Genomic DNA, 16,517 nt, shown 5'->3' on the forward strand with positions numbered 1-16,517 from the left:
AATTTAAAAATGGCTCTACAAAATGATAAATCAAGCGATCAAAGCTGATGAGAATCGGTGATCAAAGTAATGAGAATACGCACGGGATTATTGGCGCTGTAAAAATAGAGCTTGAAAAGGGAGCTATTCGTGTTCCCAGAAATCACCGAGACTTTTATTATAAGTGGACGCTTGCTGACAACAAATTTATAGACGTTGGAGACTACTAAATTAGGCATGCCTAATTTATAGCCTCAAAAAATTATCTGCCATGCAGTTTCTCGCGTTCAATGATCAGCTACCCAGATATGTATACGTGATACTAAACCGCTCATGTCCAAGCTCACGGCTAATTATCATTCGCGCCTTGTAATCTAGTTCTCGTTCTTTGCCTATTAAATGCATACGGCGTGGTCCACCATTAGCGGGGCATTGCCAACCAGTTAGTTCTAGATAACGTTGACGGGCATAGTGATGGCGTAAGCCATGATTTTTGCTAAGGCCTACCTTATTAGTTTCGCGCTCATAGCGGCGCATTTGATCTACGTAGCGGTCTGTCGCGCGAATTAATGATGAGCGTGTAAAAGAGCGAACTTCATCAAGCAGAGAGCGCTGTGACTCTTTCAGGATAGGCAAGGTGCGGGGTTTACCACCTTTGGTCCATGAGCCTTTTAAGCGGATATAATTACCTTGGTCAGCATAGCTGACATTGAACTTTATCGCCTCTTCTCGGCGTAGCCCGAACTCTTGTTGTAAGCGCAGTGAAAACTTTACATAAGGGCAATTAATCTTTGCATGCTTCTGCATATCTAGCTCCTTGGATTTCCCCAAAGGACTATTGCGTACCTTATCAATACCGTATTCATCATTAGTACGACCGACTACATTACGTTTACCTACTTTGTCTGCCCACCATCTAATAGCCGACATCCGATTTTTGATAGTCTTGTTTGCAAGCTTTTGAGCTTGCCAATGCTTTACTAAAGCATTTACGTGTTTAGGTTTTAACCCTTTTGCATCTTTTAACTTAAAGCCAAAGCCATGAAGCTGTTTAGCAACAAGATTAAAAATGCTCTTTCTATTTTGGCGAGTAGCATGACTACGCTCTTTGTTATTAATGTTTAACTGGTTTAGTGAATATCCCAACTGGCTCATATCAATTCCTCAAAATTAAAGTGGAAGATAGAAAAACCAAAACCGAAGATCAGGGGGCGTAAGCCAATAAAGGTAAGTTTTAAAGCCACTTAGTTAGTACGTAACTAAAGAAGTTGTCATAAGACACATGGGCTGGCTGATCTAAAGCAAACAAGCAAAGCGGCGCTGAGTCTGTTGATTCAAGGCGCAGACTATAGTGGTTTTGGTAATTATATTATGGCTCTGTTGAGCCTGACAGCTACGGTTGTAGCTCCTCTTGACGTGTCGAGGGCAGTTGGGAAACGCCCGTTTTCTTGTTTGCTCATTGTGAGCTAGTTCATATTTAAATTAGCATATTGATCTTAGATTGCAAATAGCTATTTTTTCTAGTGGATGCCCTTCCCTCTTCCAGCCTTTCGATCTTGCGGTTGGATAATAGGTCTCAAGGCATCATGAGCAGTGGCCTTGAGATAGGCGACTCTGTGAGTCGTCCCTACCTCTTTCGAGTAGGGACGACTCGTTGCAAACCCGCCTTTAAATAAAACCCCGGCAATCTTACCAGGGTTTTTCCAAACATTATTTTTGAAAGTGGTTTATCTTTATATTTGGCAGCACATACCGCGATTCGTTATCGATAGTAACGGCCCACACCTGGGTGCATGAAACAGGGCTATGGTGCATCAGGGTACGACCCTGGAGGCGCGTAATCCATCAGACGTTAGGGTTTATCGTCTGTAGTCTTCGAGGATAGTCGTGTAGTTCCTACACGCGCAGCCCATTATATTGGGCTGTTTTTCTTAAGAATTGGTGTGTGCTGCTATTTAAACTAGCAGCAGAGGCTATTACTTGCTAAATTGCACCGTTGGTAAAACGACCCTAGGCAAACGCAGTCGTTCGCATTGAGTACTCAAGAACTCGCGCCAATAGGGCCAAACATGGTAGCTAGCATTTTTCAGTGCAAATTCATCAATTGCTGCCTGCTCTAATTCTGCTATGACTTGGTATTCTGCAACAAAGTCTGCTTCAACAAAGGCTTTAATATCACGATCGCTATTTTCCTTAGAGTTCACCCAACGTGTCCCAAAACGGATATAAATGCGCACCAAATGGTCATCGCCATCAATATCGATCAATTCACTTCGAAGAACAACATGCATTTGTTGCACTAACAATGCTTCAACTTCCGTGGATTTCGGGTCAAAGTCATCAGCACACTTAGCTTGGCACGATTTAAGGTATACATCCTGTATCACTAAAGCATCAATAGCCTGTTGTAACGATTTTGATATTTTTTTAGCCATAACACGCCTCTAGTTCGAGTTCGTGCGATGCAACAATTCTCGTCTTTCGAGCAGTCGATGAAAAATCCACTAAAGCTACACTTTTCCAACTTATCTGCATATTACGCTCAACACCCGCATCCGACATTAACTTATCTAAAGCAGCTGGCACTTCCGCTGCTAAACGGAGCAGTTTATCCATTGCGTCTGATTGCATCACATCGTCTGATTCGTACTTGGAAAACGCAACAGGGCCACCACCAAACACTTTTGCAGCATCAGCCTGCTTTAAGCCCCAGCGTTTACGCAAGACCTGGAGCTCATTACCCGTTAACAAGCCTTGCACCTGTTTTTTAAAAGCAATCATTGCACGCTTGTTAAAGCGAGCTTCAGCAGAGCCAGTCTGTTCACTGCCACAGCAATCACAAACTGCATACTGGCTTTCAATTTGACCTTGTTGACCTAAATGTTCAACTGTAACCCTCTCAGCATGGAGAGTTAATTGGCCCATCTCACAAATTGGACAAATTTGACTATTCATCACATATCCTCAGCGCGATAAATGACAAGAAACAAGTAATAACAACTTACCTGTCTTGCCTATCGCAAATTTCACATAGTATTCGCAGCGCATTTCTTTATGCGCATACTCCACCCATTCATTTTTAAACAGCCGATAACTATCACATGCAGCCCAAGAAATAGACTTATCAGTTTGACCAACTATGCACCATTCTGATTTTAGGTAACTTCCTGAACTCAGAGCGGCACAAACTAGCTGTTTAACATCATCAATATCGTATCCCATTGTCTGAACATCTTTTCTACAACTTTCAGTCAATAGCTTAGTGTTGTCACCAGCGGTTGCGAGCAATGTCCTAACCAACCCTGATGAATAAAGAGGCCCGTCTGCGATATAGATTCGGTCACTGCCTGCTTCATTAGGAGGCTGCTCATCAATATAGGCACTTACATTTATCGTATTATTTACCATAATGGTAATTTAATCCAGTTAAAGTTGAACATTTAGCCATCACACCATTGCCTCATCGTACACTTTTTCAACCTCAGTAAACTTAGTAACGCTCTCTAGGTAAGTTAAGGTTGTGAGTTTCATCGAGTTTTTCATGGGTCGATGTGGCACGTTGGTCACTGGCGTTTGCAGTGATAGCGGTTTGCCTAACTCAAATAAATAATACAAATCAGCAGAACCTGACTTCTTACCCGCTTGACCTTCAGTAATGGCGTAGCGTGGTAACACAGTGACTCGCTTAACCGGCCAAAGTTTGTCAATTTGCTTGGTTGAACTTTGAGTGTCTGAGGTAGACGCCAACGCTAAATAGCGAATTTCCTCGGCAATATGTTGCTTAAATTTCTTCAAAAACGTGCTTTGCGGCAGGTGATACCACTGCGCTGTACCTTGCTCAAATTTTTCAAAGTAGCCATTATCACGGCCACGTTGCCCTCCCAATGCCACTGTCATCGTCAAATCAGGGTACAGCACTTGGCGCATGCCATAATACGGTATGCGTGCAGCTTCTTGTACGTAGAGCCGTTCCGCCATGCCAGCCACAGGATACATGACTTCATTGTTTTGTCCTGTTTGTGCATTCGGTGCAGTGCCGATTTGGGCTTGCAAGAACGCTAGCAACCACTGGTGACTGGAATAACTGCTCTCAGCCTGACTAGGATCAGTTTGACTGGGTAATAATGCAAATGCTCCAATACCCACTTCTTCTATTGCGGCTGCGTAGGGGTTGGGTTTTGTGGCTTGATCAAAAAAACCAGGGTATAAAGCAAAGGCACCAAAAACAGGACGACTTTTCTTGGCGCGCTGACCTCCGGTTGAACTGGATGAAGACTCAGACAAACGGATGAGAGCATCCCGATAACGGTGCATTTGGTTAATAGCATCGTCTGGTACGCCATCTGCTACGGCTAATTCAGCTGCTTCTTTCTCAGCCTCAGTTTTGCTTTCCCAGTATTTTAATTCTTTCTCTGTTGGTTTGCCTATAAATTGGTTTTTTAGATCAACTTTAATGTCAGAAATTCTATATTTGGCATCAAATAGCCAAATGAACTGCTTCTCTTCTGATAAGCCTGAGTCTGCTTTTGTTAAATGGGCACTTTTAGGCAATGTCACTTCCAACACAATATCCGGCTTTTGGTTCACTAGATACGAACGTATTTTACCCGCTTTATTGAAAATCGGTTCATGAGCTAATCTTGCCGTTACACCATCTGCACGTTTAAAGCGAAACGCGCCGCGCATGCCACCTTCTTTAAAGCTATACTCAAAAAAGCCATTTTGGGCGAGCTTAGTCGCACCGTTTTCCACCAATTCAAAGCCGAGATCCTGCTCTAAAATCTGCTTCAAACACAAAAAGCACCACACTTCGTAAATCTCAGCCACTGATTTCATTGATATGCTCGACTGATTGCCAAACACATCTAAATAAAATTTCAGCTCCTGCCAAATACGATACACCGCGCTGTAACCGTTTTTTTGCTGTAGCACTAACGACTCACGGTTTAAGCCTGTGTATGCACCAACCTCTTTTAAAAAGCTTTGACCTAACACTTTTTGCAGTGGTTGTTGCCAACTATGCAGCTCATTTAAAAATGAATCCGACAACCGTTGCCGTTCTGGCGCTTGGTTACTTTGTCTAAGCTTTTGTTCAAACTCCGCTAATTGCCGCTTGCTTTTACTCACCGCCATTTTGATAAAACGGTTTTCTGGGGTATCAACACTCAGTTGCTTTTTTTCAACCGCATAACGTTTATCGTACTGGCCATTAGCAAAGTCTTGCTTAACTTGCTCCGCTAACTTATGCGGCAAACGGCCTTTTAATTTGGCTGCTTTGATATTGGCCACTGTAGGTTGCAAACGGCTATGCGGAGCGGCACAAATCACTTTTAAGCCTTGCTCAAAGCGCTCCCTTAATGCGGCAAAATTAGCCAACCACATCAGTGGAAAATGCCCACGTTGCTGGCTAGTCGCGGCATCTTGTTCTGTTTTTTCTACCAAACTAAAGCGCCAAAGGGGGTAAACCTTATCAATGGCTTGGTACATGGCTGGCAAGTCTTGGTGCAGTGCCATTTTGGTTGGCAGCACTTCAAAGGCAATATGCTGAGTCTGTGTTTTGCCATTGTGCTCAAAGGTAAGTGGCAAACGTAACCAGCCCACATCATTACCGGTATTAATGGTGCCGGTTAAACGTGCGGGCACCACGCCCCTTGCGGTTTTTACTTCGGAAGCAAAACGAAACGCCTCATTCACGTTTTGGCTGCGGTGGGTTAACCGCGCATTAGTTACTTCACTAAAAAATACCCACTCAAACTGGTACTGAGTATTCTCAAAAAACAGCGGGGAATTTAATGTCAGCTCAGCGTGTTTCGCTAAGCCATTGGTAACAAGGTCACCATCGTCTAACCTACTTTTGTCAAAATCATCCGCAACTAGCCCTTGCGGTTCAATGGCATTGCTCAGCTGCGGCGCAGGCGCAAAGCGCAATTCATAGCTAGGTTGCGCATGATTAGCGCTCGCCCTGTGCGCCATTGTATTCTGGTACACGCTCAACCGCTGGCTAATATCATTCGCCCAGACCGAAAACTCAAAGTCGGGGGTTTGTAATCGTATTAACTCCGGCATTCCCTACCACTCCTTACACCATCACTGTACGGGTTTTGCTTATGGGTTGCATTCATTGCAGAAGGCATCAAACAACACCAACCCATTAAGGCCAGAAACTGGTAAAGGTGGCACTGGCTAATCGCTCGCTCATCCACTGCAATTTCGCTTTTGAACGGCAAGGTATGCGAAGTACTTTTTCCTCATCAGTAGCACCATCGGCCACGATTTTCTCACGATACAAGTCAGGGCGTTGATTAGCTTCGTCCGTTTCAGACGCCAACCAAATGGGAGCTAGCTGATTAGCTAGTACAGTGCTCAGTTCTAACAACAAGGCCTTACCATCTGAGGTAGTCAGTTTATCGGTATCGCCTTCTATACGCGGCAGAACCTTACACATCATAAAGTCGTCCCACCCGGCTTTTAAGGTAAGGTCGTCTTGTGGTTGGCTGCTGGCAACGGCAAGTAGCAGTTCATTTAAAGCACGATATGCTAATTCAAACGGTGTATTTTTTAGCACCGCATTAACGGCCGATAAAAACGCAACGGTTTTAGCGCCATCCGCATCAAAGGTATTGGCTAAATCCGCTTTGCTGGCGTTTGACCAAATAGGGTAACTAAGGCGTTTATTGCAGCTGGTTGAGGTAAAAAAGTCGTGATAGTCGTTAGGGAAAAACGCACCAAAATCAAAGCTCAGCGCTCGGTCAATCACCTTACGTGAAAAGCCGTGAGTGGTTTCATCCATATTCACCGTGCCTGCGACAAGCAGGTTGAAAGGAATGCCTAAACCATATTGGCAAACTAATTGCCAAAGCTCGTCATAATTTTTATTTTCACTGTTATCAAAGCCTAGTGCTTCGCGCAGCTTTTCTTTATCCGCGACTTCTTTAATGGTGGCGGGTTTTAATAGGGCATCACTGTTGTAGGTAAAGCTGTCACCTGTCCAACACCATTCGCGGGTTTCCAATACAGACAAGTAATCGGAAAAATACTGCTCAACAGGAGCAAGGTTCATTTCATCCAAACACAACCAGTAAGGTAATACCTGTTCAAGTACATCACGCTCACCTGATACCACTAAGCGTTTACCTAGGTCTTTACTCTCTTGCACAGCAACGGTTAAGCCACTATCAGCAATGGCACGCCAAGCTTTGGCAATAAACTGCAATACATCAGTAGTGATATATTCGGCTTTTCCGTCTTTTGCGAGGCGAGAGATATATCCGAGTAAATCACTCGGCTCATGCCAGTCAGGGCGTACTGAGGTTAAACAATAGGTTTCTGTAAACTGCCCGGCGGTTTTTGCTTGTTCACGCACAAAACGGGTTTTACCAGTGCCTGAGATGCCAGCTAGAAGGAGGAAAGGCTTATTAATTGCACTGTATTGGCTACGACCAATTTCACTATTGATAGCTTTCTTAATCAATTTGTTTAAAGTCTTACGATCCCACTGCTTCCATCGTTGTTTCGAGCCGTTGCCTATCTTTAAGATTGCACCTGTACGCTCCATAAGTTGCAACATTAAGGTCAATCGTCTTTTAGCAGTTGATGGAATCACCTCATTTGGTAAGTCATTAAATACAAGTTGATCATTGTTTTCTGTGCGGAAACTTCTAACAACACCCCAATATACTTCATCAAGAGTTAGTGACTTATCCGTCTTAAGAAAAGCACAGCTTAGCTCTACAAATGGAAAATCAGTGCCTTCTTGGTATCTTGATAAGAACTTTATCCAAAACTCTAACTCTGAAACACTCCCTTTTAATAACTCTTGCCCTATTTCGGTAACCTTAAAAGTCGTTTCGAAACTAGCAACGTTTGGTATTGTCCATGGTTTAGAAAAATCTCTAAAGTATGGTCTAAACGAATCACCTTCAAATGATCGCCAAGTTAGTTCTGGGATCTCCTTTTCTAATTCAACATATATTGGCGAATCAGCGTCATAAATTGATTCGCCTTCATGTCGACTTATTATCCTTAAAGCACTAAGCCATATATCAGCAGCCCAAGCTCCCTCTGCACCATCATCTATCTTTGTCCAATGCTCATATCTCATTTATATTTTCCTTAAATAAATATTCCAAGGACAATTTTTCAATTATGTTTGCAAGCTTTTCTTTAGGCTCACCGAAAATTGAACTGGCGATTTCTCTTCCAATCATCGCAGACAGCAGAGGAGGTACTGCATTACCAACCTGTCTTATCGGGTGGCGAGATGTACCTGAGAACTCCCACCAATCGGGGAAAGTCTGCATCCTAGCAGATTCTCTCGGAGTAACTTCCCTAGGCTCATAAGGATGAACATGCCCTTTACCCCCCCCCTTATCAGACCCTACAATAATGGTGAAACTTGGTCTATTTGGATCAAGCTTATTAATTCTAGTTTTCGGGTCCCGCTCCCCAAATTTAAGTGAGGCATAACGTTCAATAATCCTATCGCTATGCTTTCTGCCTACATGGTTAGCTAGAACTTCTCCCATAGGAGGAATATTCCTTAACCCATCAGTAACGGTACGATATGGCATTAAAGACTCTTTATTTTCCGATTTAGGCCCTCCACATATTGGAGAGATTTCTTTAATTGATTTACCTTCTCTACTACCTATAATAAACACACGATCTCTAAATTGCGGCACACCATAATCAGCGGCGTTCAATCTAAAAATCGAAAGTGTGTAACTTAAACCATTTTTTGGTTTACTTAATTTTTCACAAAGCTCTTCAAAAACACTGCCACCATCAATAGTTAGCAGACCATAAACATTCTCAAAGAAAAAAGCTTTTGGCTCTAGTTCAGAGAGTAAACGTAGATATTCATAAGCTAATAAACCCCTTGGATCTTCCTTTCCCTTACGCTTCCCAAACACACTAAAAGCTTGGCAGGGCGGTCCGCCGGCCAGAAGGTCAAGTTCGCCAACTACGAGACCTAACTGCTCTAAAATAAGATTAGAACTAAGCTCCTTAATATCTTTCTGCATAATAACTGCATCTTTTAAGATATCTTTATTTAAACTTGCGCATCTTTCTTTATTGCTCTTTAAAGTAATACAGCTGTGCTCGTCTATATCTGTTGCAAAAATGGTGTGAAAGCCTGCAGCTTCTAAACCCAGATCGAGTCCACCTCCACCAGTAAATAGAGATACAACTTTTATGGGCTTCATGGCTTTTTTCTTCATATTTAGAGTTTACCTAATACTACAAGCCAATTATCGGCTAATACGTTAACTTGAACTGAGCTCCCATTAGGGATCATTTCTACAATACTATGCTTTTCCATAGTTTTTAGCGTACGACATACATTGCTTAAAGCTCTTCCTGAAATAGACGCGATTTCTGTCAATGACTGCGGCTGTTGCTCGGCAATCACTTTTAACAACTGCTGGTTTTCTTTCGACAGCACATTGGCGACCGATTTAAGCGAGTCGAACCAGATATCAACGGGGTAATCGGGAGCTGGGCTTTGCCCTTTAATCCCAATCACGCAGCGCGATTGTTTAACTTTCCTCATTATTTACTCGAGTCGTGTGTTCACTTGATTGATCTCTGAAAAACAGAAATGAGTCAATCGAAAGCTGTACACTTATACATTAGTTACATATATTATCAACTGCTGATAATAGGGCAAGAATAATCTCAAGTTTCACTTCGCTCACCCCTCAACCACTTCGTTCAAATCCTGTAAAGCCATAAATAGGAACCCCGCAAGCGGGGCCCCCTTGCTGCGCAACCCTTCGGGCGATTTCTAGCTTGACTGGCTTTTCTCTGCGTAGTCTGTGTTGGCCATGAGGTATGGCGCGCCTTTAGGCGGCAAGCGCCTAAAACTTACCAACCTCATAGCGAAAGGGGCTTATATGAAATCTATGGACTTTATAAAGAACGCTAAAAGAGTAGAATTTGCTGGTATAGCAAGCTCGGCAAAACCTATTGAACGTACTACTCTTAAACACGTTCGGACTAGCGATAAATGTTACCTAGTTAAAGCTGGTAGTAAGTTACAATTTTGGATCACTCGTGATGATTGCTTGTTGTCTGTGAATGTCTCTCTGCACTCACCATTTTGTGTTTGTACTGACGCAGATAGTTAGTTATGTTTCCCATATCCCAACTTTCCCAGCTAGAAATTGAGCATTTTTTAAATTTTTTTTATAACTTTTTTCGATTTCTTTATGGTGAGTACACTGGTGAGTAATAGGGGTTTTAAACGGGCAAAAACACCTTGCAGACCCTGATATATCTGAATTTGTGATATTTAAAACGATAAACAGATCCAGAATATCGAAATCAAAGCATATCCATCTTATCGTTAAGTCATTGTTTTTTTGATATATCGCTATTTATTTTTGCTCAAGGAGAACTTGCTCAATAAGTTTTGAATTAACTACTCCAGCTTTTTTCCGATACGTACCATCTTCTTTTTGTTCAACATAGTGACTTTGATCTGTAGCCAATAATGAGATAATTAATTCGCCATATTTTTTATGCACTTTTGTAACTCCGTCTATTCATTGATGTGCTCTCCTTAGATACAAATATTTTAAACAAAAGTGAGTGATACTGCATGTCATCTGTTATTAAAAACGAATGAATTTTATCTGTATAAGGCTAAATAAAATATAACATACCTGCTCTTAATTAAAGACATAAAGTAAAACTACCAAAGTTTTAAAATATGGCTTCATTAAAGTTGGTGAGTAAAACAAAAGGGAAAACTCTAAAATTTTAATATAGGATGAATAATAGCTATACTAAAAGTAGCACAGAGGTAGCACAGGGTAATTTCGGTTAGTAGGCATTTACTTGGGAAGCTTTGAAAAGTGGTGGCCCCTCCCAGACTCGAACTGGGGACCTAACGATTATGAGTCGTGTGCTCTAACCAACTGAGCTAAGGGGCCAACTTTATACAACTGTAAGACAGTTGATTTTTGAAGCATTCAGTCACAGAGCGACTAAAGCGGGTTGCAGTATAAAAACTTTTTAGGTGCTTGTCACTACCAAACACCTTTATTTTAACAATCAGTAAGCTAACTGCTTAAATAGTAATCTTTTATGCGGATATAAACATAAAATGTAAGATATTTTCTATGATATTCACTGCATTAAATTATAAAAACCTTCCTCCCACATCAGTCTTTTATATTTAACGCTCTACTTTTTAAGTAAAGCTAACATATATGTATAGGCATACAAGGCTGTAAAAAATATGCTTGGGGCTACTGTAAGTGCCAAATTAGGTGTCTGATTAATTATATTCACCAGAATTACTAAGCTCGATTGAACAGTAATCGGAATTATAGGCGCAAAAAGCACTCCTGCTATTTTTTTGTTGTTTAAATAGGAGGCGCTGGAGTTAATTGCATTATTAAAGCTTTGTCGTATTGCTACGTTTTGTGGTGTTTTAGAATGAAACATACAAATAATAGGAGTTACAAACGCAAGCGTTACATAACTCGACTTATACTTGTTGACGACCTTTTCTAAAATAAAAGTAAAAAACAGCGTTACAAATCCACTATACAAGCCTTGCACTAATGCAGCTTGGAGCGTGACCGATTTTGCAATATCTACCGAACTGTTTGCCCTGTAGGCCCAACTAAAATAAAAAATGAATGACACAACGCCTGACAATATAAGCCGAATGTTCAATTTACTACCTCTGTATATATAAAGCGCTATTTAATAATATCAATACAAATCATGATAATGCTATTACTAGATAATAAGGTAATTAATTGCAGATGCACAAAGAAACGAGCATTAAACACCTGCTAAACAGGAGCTCTCCAAAATTAGTTCTTTAGTGTGGTAGACGGTAATTGGGATTTTTTAGTACAGAATAGATGTAGTGCGGAATAATACTAGAAGTAAGTTAAAATTAATATTGTGAGCCGATTAGCACTGAGAATATTTGCTTAGCTAAACCTCAGTAGTCGGCTTACACAATATATAATGTATCATTATTTTTTCGCAATAATATAAATTGCGTGTATTAACCCTGGGAAATAGCCTAGCAGTGTTAATAAAATATTTAACCAAAAATGCATACCTAAGCCAACTTGCAAAAATACACCCACTGGCGGTAATAAAACTGAAAATATTATACGGATAATATCCATGACCAAACTCCATTTAAATTAAGCATTAGAAAGGGGTAAAGCCCAGCTTTACTGGGCCTTAACTATAACTGTGTTATTCAGCAACAATAGTTAACTTATCAACTACGTCACGAACATCTTCAGCATTTTTAGCAATTTTAACTGCTAACTGCTTTTCAGCTTCAGACTCTACTGAGCCATTAAGAGTCACTACACCGTTATCGGTATCAACATCGATGTCTGTACCACCAACTTCCGAGTCAAACAGGAAGCGAGTTGTAATTACAGTGGTGATTTTAGCGTCCGTTAGGTCGTTATCATCATCGTCCATCATGTCTTTGCTTCTATCTTTTGTGTCCATGCTTTTAACAACGGTAAGGCTGTTTTCAACATCGGATACGCCATCTAGGCTAAGTACAAGTTCTTCTGCTAGCTCTTTATCAAGCTCGCTATTAACTTTACCTGTAAGTACTACCTTGCCATTTTTTACATCAGTGTTAATGTCAAAGTTGTTTAGATTAGTGTTCATAAGAAGAACTGTTTCTGCCTTACCATCAATCCAAGCATCTTTACTTTCGTTTTCCCAGCTGTTCGCTTGGGCACCCATAGCCGTAGTACCAAGAACTAAAGCTGCGATAATAGATTTGTTAAATGTTTTCATAATCTTTCTCCTTTTGATTAAAGACACTTTAACTTATGCGAGCTTTAGGCCAAGTTTACTTACTCTTAAAATTCAATTGCTTAGGTTGTTTTGCGATAAAGCTTTAACTATAGCTGTGTAACTATTTACAGGCTACTCGGTAAAACTTTCTCAAATAGTGAAAATAGCTAGATAATTGCTCTTTTGGTTAATCTATCGTTAATATAACAAAGAAAAAAACACCATTAAAAAATAACCAATTGATAATTAAAGTAATTATATTTGGTACGCGGTTTGCAATTAAACATTAAGATAAGTATCAATAGTAAATATAATAAGGAATATCTCATGTCTGTAAAAGTTGAAGACCGTCCAATAGAGCAAGTACGCGAACAGGTGATTGATCAATTAATTTATAATTACAGTCATGGGGTTATTTCAGTTGATGCATTTGAGAGACGTTTAGATGACGCGATGGATGCATCTAACAACGAAGCTCTTTTAGCCTTAGTAGAGGATTTAACACTTAATACAGACCAGCAATATAAAGCAGAAAAACAGTCGCAATTTTCTCCACACTATAGTGCACAACAAAACAGTGATGATGACTTTACACTACGCAGTATTTTAGGCTCTAACGAGCGAAGCGGCCAGTGGGTAGTACCAAAAAACATTTACCTCAGTAATTTTATGGGATCGGTGGTGCTCGATTTTACCGATGCCATTTTTGCGCATCAAAATGTAACTATTCACGTTAACTGTATTTTTGGTAGCGATGAAATATATGTACCAGAGCATGTAAACGTAGTCTCCAAAATGTTTTGTATATTAAGCAGCCTTGAAAATAAATCGGTATCACTTAACAAGCGCCAAGGCCCGACTATTCATATTGAAGGTAAAGCGGTAATGGGCTCTGTCGAAATAAAAATAAAACGGACTATTAAAGAAAAGTTTATGAGTTTTGCTAATGAGCTAAAAACACAATTAGGCGCTGGAAATAATCGTTCATAAAGCTTGCTTAAGCACCGCTCTTTGCGGTGCTTAACCTGTTATAAATCGTTATTTCGCTCGCTTGGTATATCACTTAAATACTCTACAAATTCCACCTCAAACCCAGCGGGATCAATAAAGTAGACATTCTTTCTGAAAGGATTCTCACTACCTTGCTTACTTATCCGAAAACCCGCTTTATTTAAGCGTATCACTACCTCATTTAAGTTATTAGTCACATAAGCAAAGTGTGCAAAACCAACTTGATGGCCCGATAAGTTTCTGTTTTCACCTTCACCATGGTCGCTTATCGCAATGTAATGCGTGTCATCTCCAAAGTGTACCCAGTGTCTTGGTTTTCCGTGCCAATCACCTCTACCCTCACTTCTGATTGACCAATGCGGAAATACAGCGCGATAAAATTTAAGCATACTATCTATATCACTCGCGACTAAGTTTACGTGCTCTAAATACATAATGTTGTCCTATCAATTAAGTAAACAGCACGATAAAACCTCAAGCTAGCTTTAGGTAAAGTGTTATTTAAAATTAATTCGATTTAATTAGGGCCTGTGACTTAATTATTATCTTGAAAAAATATATACACTTTTTAATCTTGTATAAAAAACAAACATAAGTATTTAGGGTTTATTGTTTACTTTATGTCAAAAGTCGCTAAAATATGCCGGCTGAAATATATAAACGTTCTTTTACAACCCAAAGGTAATACCATGCATCCAATGTTAAACATTGCGGTTCGCGCTGCGCGCAACGCAGGCAAAATTTTACTTCGCGCAAGTGAAGATTTATCAAAAGTTGAAGTGCAACAAAAAGGCGCTAACGACTTAGTAACTAACATTGATAAAGAAGCCGAAGCCGTAATTCGTGACACTATTTTACAGTCTTACCCTACTCACTCTATTGTTGGTGAAGAACTAGGTGAGCATAAAGGCAAGGATGATGATTACCAATGGATTGTAGATCCTATCGATGGAACAACTAACTTCATCAAAGGCATCCCTCATTACGCGGTTTCTATCGCACTTAAAGTTAAAGGTCGTTTAGACCAAGCTGTTATTTATGATCCAATTCGTGGTGAGCTTTTCACTGCTTCTCGCGGTCAAGGCACTCAGTTAAACAGCAAACGTCTACGTGTTAGCAAAACTACAGTTCTTGCAGGCACTGTACTTGCTACAGGTTTTCCTTTCAAAAACAAAAACCACATGGATGCATACACAGAAGCGTTTAAAGCACTGTTTGTACACACTGCAGACATTCGCCGTGCAGGTTGTTCTGCTTTAGATATGGCATACGTTGCCGCTGGCCGTGTTGATGGATTTTTTGAAATCGGCTTAAAACCTTGGAACTCTGCTGCAGGCGAACTTATGGTTAAAGAAGCTGGCGGTATGGTTGTAGATTTCGCTGGTGGTAATAACTATAACCACAGCGGCAATATCATCTGTGGCTCACCAAAACTGACTCAAGCAATTGTTCGCGAAATTCGTCCAGTATTACCTGAGTCGTTACTTCGCTAATAAATAGCATGATGAAAAAAAGGAGCCTAGGCTCCTTTTTTTGTGCCTAAAAATAAGGGTTATCGAGCTTAATTTCAACCGTTTTGCCTTTTGTATAAGGTAGGGTATTTAAACCCTTTGCGAAGTATTCATTAAATAATGCGTCAAACTCACCGTTTTCTTGCATTTTTATCAAGCCCTCTTCAACTGCCTTCGCCAATTCAGGTTTACTCTTTGTCACAAAGTAATAAATACCGGTTGGATAACTTATGTATAAATTAGGCACGATTACTAAATTACTTTGTTTGTTTTCAATAAGCTCAGAGTTAACCTCAATAAACGAGCGAGGAAAGTAATCTATTCGCCCTCGGCTCGTTAAAGTGAACATGGCTTGGTAGTTAGTAAGCGGCCTTACATGTAATCCGTTATACGACATGATTCTTGTATCTGGCCAGTTATGGCCTTGTACTGCTGAAAACTCTCCTAGCTGCTCAAGAGTTTTTACGTTTTTAAAACGTGCTACATTTTGTTTATTAGTGAGTAAAGCCCGCTTTCCTATGTAACCTTTAAATAGCGGTATTTTAATAGCTAAGGCAAGCGCCTCTCGCTCTGGGCTGCTCATACTCCAATACATATCCAATTCGCTATCATCTAGGTTTATTAACTTACGCTTTTGCAGATCTGATATGGGGATCATTCGGATAACACCGGGGTAGTTTACGCTTTCCAGTGCACGTACCAGTAACTCATTGAGATACTCTTCTCGGGCATTTTGGGTATCTTGCTTTTGAGCTACATTAATTATTTGCTCTTGCGCCATAAGTGCAAAACTTATAAACAGACTTAACACACTAATAGAAAGTTTTATTGGCAACATAATAATTACCTACTTTATTTAAATTACCTATTTATTGGCTGAAAGGATAAGCGCTTCAAGAGCCCCCTTTGAGCATATAAATAAATAGATAACTTTAGCGATAACGCTTGGTTTATTTTAGCTTCAGTGGCCTGTGCCTTAACCTGCAGCGATTTGTACATTATTGCAAAAAGGCCCTACCAATTCATACTACAAAGTTAGCACTGTTTTCGTAAGCTTGCACTGTTATACTCGCTAATGAAAACTTAGACGCCTGAATAATTAATAAATTGCAGATATAAAAAAACCGCTCATAAGAGCTAACACCATTCAGTTAAGCATGTTTTGACTTAATGGTGTACCGAGTTTTTGAAATTCGAACGGTCCTACTTTTGGGCCGT

General features: G+C 40.4%; 17 protein-coding genes and 1 tRNA gene. 3 read left to right on the forward strand and 15 right to left on the reverse strand.

The window, feature by feature from the left end:
• The first annotated feature begins 47 nt into the window (after nt 1–47).
• Nucleotides 48–209 carry a hypothetical protein gene (locus GQR55_RS17730; RefSeq protein ID WP_166421644.1) on the forward strand — a complete coding sequence of 54 codons (162 nt, stop codon included), beginning with the start codon at nt 48–50 and terminating at the stop codon, nt 207–209.
• Nucleotides 210–273: 64 nt separating this feature from the next.
• Here GQR55_RS17730 and GQR55_RS17735 read toward each other — a convergent pair whose 3' ends face one another.
• From GQR55_RS17735 to GQR55_RS17795, 13 genes are all read right to left on the reverse strand, one after another.
• Complete coding sequence (locus GQR55_RS17735; RefSeq protein WP_166421645.1) at nt 274–1,134, reverse strand: phage integrase N-terminal domain-containing protein; 861 nt, start codon at nt 1,132–1,134, stop codon at nt 274–276.
• Nucleotides 1,135–1,955: 821 nt separating this feature from the next.
• The gene (locus GQR55_RS17740; RefSeq protein ID WP_166421646.1) at nt 1,956–2,414 is read right to left on the reverse strand and encodes a preprotein translocase subunit SecB; all 459 of its coding nucleotides are present in this window, start codon (nt 2,412–2,414) and stop codon (nt 1,956–1,958) included.
• A complete protein-coding gene (locus GQR55_RS17745; protein ID WP_166421647.1) occupies nt 2,407–2,934 on the reverse strand; it encodes a type II toxin-antitoxin system MqsA family antitoxin in 528 nt (175 codons plus the stop codon). Before GQR55_RS17745 ends, GQR55_RS17740 begins: the two co-directional genes overlap by 8 nt.
• 9 nt (nt 2,935–2,943) lie before the next feature.
• Nucleotides 2,944–3,387 (reverse strand): hypothetical protein, encoded by a 444-nt coding sequence (locus tag GQR55_RS17750; protein ID WP_166421648.1) that lies wholly within the window; start codon nt 3,385–3,387, stop codon nt 2,944–2,946.
• 39 nt (nt 3,388–3,426) lie between these two features.
• The gene (locus GQR55_RS17755; protein ID WP_166421649.1) at nt 3,427–6,045 is read right to left on the reverse strand and encodes a DUF2357 domain-containing protein; all 2,619 of its coding nucleotides are present in this window, start codon (nt 6,043–6,045) and stop codon (nt 3,427–3,429) included.
• A gap of 85 nt (nt 6,046–6,130) precedes the next feature.
• Complete coding sequence (locus tag GQR55_RS17760; RefSeq protein WP_240916902.1) at nt 6,131–8,080, reverse strand: hypothetical protein; 1,950 nt, start codon at nt 8,078–8,080, stop codon at nt 6,131–6,133.
• Nucleotides 8,070–9,200: a DNA cytosine methyltransferase gene (locus GQR55_RS17765; protein ID WP_166421650.1), complete on the reverse strand. Its 1,131-nt coding sequence runs from the start codon at nt 9,198–9,200 to the stop codon at nt 8,070–8,072. Before GQR55_RS17765 ends, GQR55_RS17760 begins: the two co-directional genes overlap by 11 nt.
• Nucleotides 9,201–9,202: 2 nt before the next feature.
• The gene (locus GQR55_RS17770; protein ID WP_166421651.1) at nt 9,203–9,532 is read right to left on the reverse strand and encodes a helix-turn-helix domain-containing protein; all 330 of its coding nucleotides are present in this window, start codon (nt 9,530–9,532) and stop codon (nt 9,203–9,205) included.
• A gap of 826 nt (nt 9,533–10,358) precedes the next feature.
• On the reverse strand, nt 10,359–10,508 hold the full coding sequence (locus tag GQR55_RS17775; protein WP_166421652.1) for a hypothetical protein: 150 nt from the start codon (nt 10,506–10,508) through the stop codon (nt 10,359–10,361).
• A gap of 331 nt (nt 10,509–10,839) precedes the next feature.
• A tRNA-Ile gene (locus GQR55_RS17780) sits at nt 10,840–10,916 on the reverse strand.
• A gap of 253 nt (nt 10,917–11,169) precedes the next feature.
• Complete coding sequence (locus tag GQR55_RS17785; RefSeq protein WP_206012133.1) at nt 11,170–11,667, reverse strand: hypothetical protein; 498 nt, start codon at nt 11,665–11,667, stop codon at nt 11,170–11,172.
• Nucleotides 11,668–11,978: 311 nt separating this feature from the next.
• The gene (locus GQR55_RS17790; RefSeq protein ID WP_166421653.1) at nt 11,979–12,137 is read right to left on the reverse strand and encodes a YqaE/Pmp3 family membrane protein; all 159 of its coding nucleotides are present in this window, start codon (nt 12,135–12,137) and stop codon (nt 11,979–11,981) included.
• 73 nt (nt 12,138–12,210) lie between these two features.
• A complete protein-coding gene (locus GQR55_RS17795) occupies nt 12,211–12,777 on the reverse strand; it encodes a BON domain-containing protein (protein ID WP_166421654.1) in 567 nt (188 codons plus the stop codon).
• 327 nt (nt 12,778–13,104) lie between these two features.
• Between GQR55_RS17795 and GQR55_RS17800 the strand changes: the two genes are divergently transcribed.
• Complete coding sequence (locus tag GQR55_RS17800; RefSeq protein ID WP_166421655.1) at nt 13,105–13,767, forward strand: LiaF domain-containing protein; 663 nt, start codon at nt 13,105–13,107, stop codon at nt 13,765–13,767.
• Between the two features lie 38 nt (nt 13,768–13,805).
• On the opposite strand, the gene GQR55_RS17805 is transcribed toward GQR55_RS17800, so the two are convergent.
• A complete protein-coding gene (locus tag GQR55_RS17805) occupies nt 13,806–14,222 on the reverse strand; it encodes a VOC family protein (protein WP_166421656.1) in 417 nt (138 codons plus the stop codon).
• Between the two features lie 255 nt (nt 14,223–14,477).
• On the opposite strand from GQR55_RS17805, the gene suhB reads away from it, so the two are divergent.
• Nucleotides 14,478–15,281, forward strand: coding sequence for an inositol-1-monophosphatase (suhB, locus tag GQR55_RS17810; RefSeq protein ID WP_166421657.1), 804 nt, complete (start codon nt 14,478–14,480; stop codon nt 15,279–15,281).
• A gap of 46 nt (nt 15,282–15,327) precedes the next feature.
• On the opposite strand, the gene GQR55_RS17815 is transcribed toward suhB, so the two are convergent.
• The gene (locus GQR55_RS17815) at nt 15,328–16,137 is read right to left on the reverse strand and encodes a transporter substrate-binding domain-containing protein (RefSeq protein ID WP_166421658.1); all 810 of its coding nucleotides are present in this window, start codon (nt 16,135–16,137) and stop codon (nt 15,328–15,330) included.
• Nucleotides 16,138–16,517: the final 380 nt, after the last annotated feature.

This window comes from Pseudoalteromonas sp. Z1A8, from assembly GCF_011378855.1.
Taxonomy (GTDB): Bacteria; Pseudomonadota; Gammaproteobacteria; order Enterobacterales; family Alteromonadaceae; genus Pseudoalteromonas.

What these genes read in the sequence shown, in the direction of transcription:
- GQR55_RS17790 (WP_166421653.1), bottom strand. Translation starts at nt 12,137, where the DNA reads ATGGATATTATCCGTATAATATTTTCAGTTTTATTACCGCCAGTGGGT.
- GQR55_RS17765 (WP_166421650.1), bottom strand. Translation starts at nt 9,200, where the DNA reads ATGAAGAAAAAAGCCATGAAGCCCATAAAAGTTGTATCTCTATTTACT.
- GQR55_RS17730 (WP_166421644.1), top strand. Translation starts at nt 48, where the DNA reads ATGAGAATCGGTGATCAAAGTAATGAGAATACGCACGGGATTATTGGC.
- GQR55_RS17800 (WP_166421655.1), top strand. Translation starts at nt 13,105, where the DNA reads ATGTCTGTAAAAGTTGAAGACCGTCCAATAGAGCAAGTACGCGAACAG.
- GQR55_RS17755 (WP_166421649.1), bottom strand. Translation starts at nt 6,045, where the DNA reads ATGCCGGAGTTAATACGATTACAAACCCCCGACTTTGAGTTTTCGGTC.
- GQR55_RS17735 (WP_166421645.1), bottom strand. Translation starts at nt 1,134, where the DNA reads ATGAGCCAGTTGGGATATTCACTAAACCAGTTAAACATTAATAACAAA.
- GQR55_RS17740 (WP_166421646.1), bottom strand. Translation starts at nt 2,414, where the DNA reads ATGGCTAAAAAAATATCAAAATCGTTACAACAGGCTATTGATGCTTTA.
- GQR55_RS17760 (WP_240916902.1), bottom strand. Translation starts at nt 8,080, where the DNA reads ATGAGATATGAGCATTGGACAAAGATAGATGATGGTGCAGAGGGAGCT.
- suhB (WP_166421657.1), top strand. Translation starts at nt 14,478, where the DNA reads ATGCATCCAATGTTAAACATTGCGGTTCGCGCTGCGCGCAACGCAGGC.
- GQR55_RS17805 (WP_166421656.1), bottom strand. Translation starts at nt 14,222, where the DNA reads ATGTATTTAGAGCACGTAAACTTAGTCGCGAGTGATATAGATAGTATG.
- GQR55_RS17815 (WP_166421658.1), bottom strand. Translation starts at nt 16,137, where the DNA reads ATGTTGCCAATAAAACTTTCTATTAGTGTGTTAAGTCTGTTTATAAGT.
- GQR55_RS17795 (WP_166421654.1), bottom strand. Translation starts at nt 12,777, where the DNA reads ATGAAAACATTTAACAAATCTATTATCGCAGCTTTAGTTCTTGGTACT.
- GQR55_RS17770 (WP_166421651.1), bottom strand. Translation starts at nt 9,532, where the DNA reads ATGAGGAAAGTTAAACAATCGCGCTGCGTGATTGGGATTAAAGGGCAA.
- GQR55_RS17745 (WP_166421647.1), bottom strand. Translation starts at nt 2,934, where the DNA reads ATGAATAGTCAAATTTGTCCAATTTGTGAGATGGGCCAATTAACTCTC.
- GQR55_RS17750 (WP_166421648.1), bottom strand. Translation starts at nt 3,387, where the DNA reads ATGGTAAATAATACGATAAATGTAAGTGCCTATATTGATGAGCAGCCT.